Origin of the sequence: Streptomyces sp. A012304 (assembly GCF_026008495.1) — a bacterium.
Classification (GTDB): Bacteria; Actinomycetota; Actinomycetes; order Streptomycetales; family Streptomycetaceae; genus Streptomyces.
The window spans coordinates 1-1,765 of sequence record NZ_BQUN01000085.1 but is presented as its reverse complement, the minus strand read 5'-3'; the positions used below and the strand labels follow the sequence as shown (position 1 = coordinate 1,765).

Sequence of the window (1,765 nt, the reverse complement as noted above, 5' to 3'; positions counted from 1 at the left end):
ATCAGCGTCGCCCAGCAGCTGCTCGACAGCGACCAGATCCTCTCCCTCCGCGAGGCCCTCCGCCTCCTCCTCCGCGCCCTCGGCGCCGAGGCGGTGAACGGCTGATGACGAAGCCCAGCCCCGCCACCCAGGCCGCGGACATGCGCGCGCTACTGGAAGCCGTTCGCAGCGCGCTCACCCTGCCCTACGACACCCCCGACTACGACCGACGTGTCCTCGACCGCGCCGCGCTCGCCCGCACCGTCCTCGACGGAGCCCTCACCGAGGCCCCCGACGACATCGCCTGGAACACCGGCTACCTGAAGCGCAAGCTCACCCTGGAAGAGCAGGACGCGGCCGACCGCGACAACAACCGGTGCCGCCGCTGCCGCACCCCGTTCGACCCGACCGACACCCGCTTCGACGGCCGCGCCCGCCACGGAGACACGCCCTGGTGCCGCACGTGCATCAACAACTGCCACGACGGCGGAACCGAACACGTCTGCGTGATCTGTGAGCCCGCCCGGTACGGGGGTGAGCGCCGGTGAGCACCGAGCCCCGCACCGTCCACGTCAACGTCTTCCTCACCAAATCCCTGGAGATCGACGAACCCGCCTGGTGCGTCGGCCACAACAACGACCGCGCCCAGTACAAGGCCGACATCACCCACAACGGGCCCGAGATCTCCGCCCGCATCGACACCCGCCGCGGCACCACCGACTTCCTCACCGCGTGGATCTCCCACAGCCCCTACAGCGTCCTCGCCCCCGAGCCGCTGCCCGTCCTCGCCATCGAGGTCGGCGGCGACATCCTCAACTGCGAGGACACCGCCGACGTCCGCGCCTTCACCAACCTCGTCCGCGCCCACCTCGACGTCCTCGAACAGCTCGGCCTCGAGCTGGAGCGCATCCGCGGAGGTGGCGAGTGAAGCGCGACCCGCTGCTGTGGGCGGCGCTCGTCGCGGTCCTCGTCGTCCTCGCGTCCGCCGAGTACCAGCTGGCCGTCGCGTGCGGCTTCGGCCAGTACGTCGCCGCCGGCGTCCCGGCCGCCCTCGACGTGTACGCCCTCGCCGCCCTGCGGGCCCGCCGCGACGTCTTCGCGGTCGTCCTCACCCTGATCGGCGTGAACGCCGCCTCGCACCTGGTGCAGGTCGGCCTGCTGCCCGTCTCCGTGACGCTCGTCGTCGCCGTCTCCGCGGTCGCCCCGCTCGTCCTGTGGCGCGTCCACCGGCTCTCCGAGCACCAGCCGGAACCGCAGCCGGAACCGAGTTCCGCCACGGCGGAACCGGCGCCGGAACTCGCGGAACCGATCACGGTCGAGCGCGCGCCTGAGCCAGTCGACGCGCCCCCGGTCGGGCCCGTGCTGGGCCCGTGGACGCCCGTGGCGGAACTCGCGGGCGGAACCACCGGAACCGTCCTCGACCTGCGCCTACCCGAGGGGTACACGCTGACGGGTACCCCTGCCGGAGCCGAGGCGGAACCGACACCGGAACCAGTTCCGCCCGCCGGAACCGGCGCCGCCGACCTCGTCACCGAGGACACCGCGAACACCACCTTCGCCAAGCGCGTCGACACCGTCCGCGCCTGGCTCCACACGGAACCGGACCTCACCGGAACCGACATCGGAACCAGGCTCGGCGTCTCCGACAGCTACGGCCGGCGCGTCCTGCGCGCAGCACGAGACGACTCATGACCGCCGCGTACTTCGCCGGAACCGCCCTGCTCGCCCTCTTCGGGCTGTGCGCCGTCGCGCTCCACGACGTCCCCCGCATCACCGGGACCGTCGC

At 72.3% G+C, this 1,765-nt stretch carries 3 protein-coding genes; all 3 read left to right on the top strand.

Annotation, left to right across the window (positions count from 1 at the left end; all coding sequences use genetic code 11):
* Positions 1 to 104: 104 nt before the first annotated feature.
* From ALMP_RS18110 to ALMP_RS18100, 3 genes are read left to right on the top strand one after another with little or no spacing between them, the layout of a single operon-like run.
* Entirely contained in the window at positions 105 to 527 is a 423-nt protein-coding gene (locus tag ALMP_RS18110; protein WP_264929465.1) for a hypothetical protein, read from the top strand.
* Positions 524 to 907: a DUF6907 domain-containing protein gene (locus ALMP_RS18105; protein ID WP_264929463.1), complete on the top strand. Its 384-nt coding sequence runs from the start codon at positions 524 to 526 to the stop codon at positions 905 to 907. The genes ALMP_RS18110 and ALMP_RS18105 overlap by 4 nt, the downstream gene beginning before the upstream one ends.
* Positions 904 to 1,671, top strand: a complete 768-nt coding sequence (locus tag ALMP_RS18100; protein WP_264929461.1) for a hypothetical protein — start codon at positions 904 to 906, stop codon at positions 1,669 to 1,671. Before ALMP_RS18105 ends, ALMP_RS18100 begins: the two co-directional genes overlap by 4 nt.
* Positions 1,672 to 1,765: the final 94 nt, after the last annotated feature.

Coding starts and splice junctions, on each gene's coding strand:
- ALMP_RS18110 (WP_264929465.1), top strand. CDS start 105: ATGACGAAGCCCAGCCCCGCCACCCAGGCCGCGGACATGCGCGCGCTA.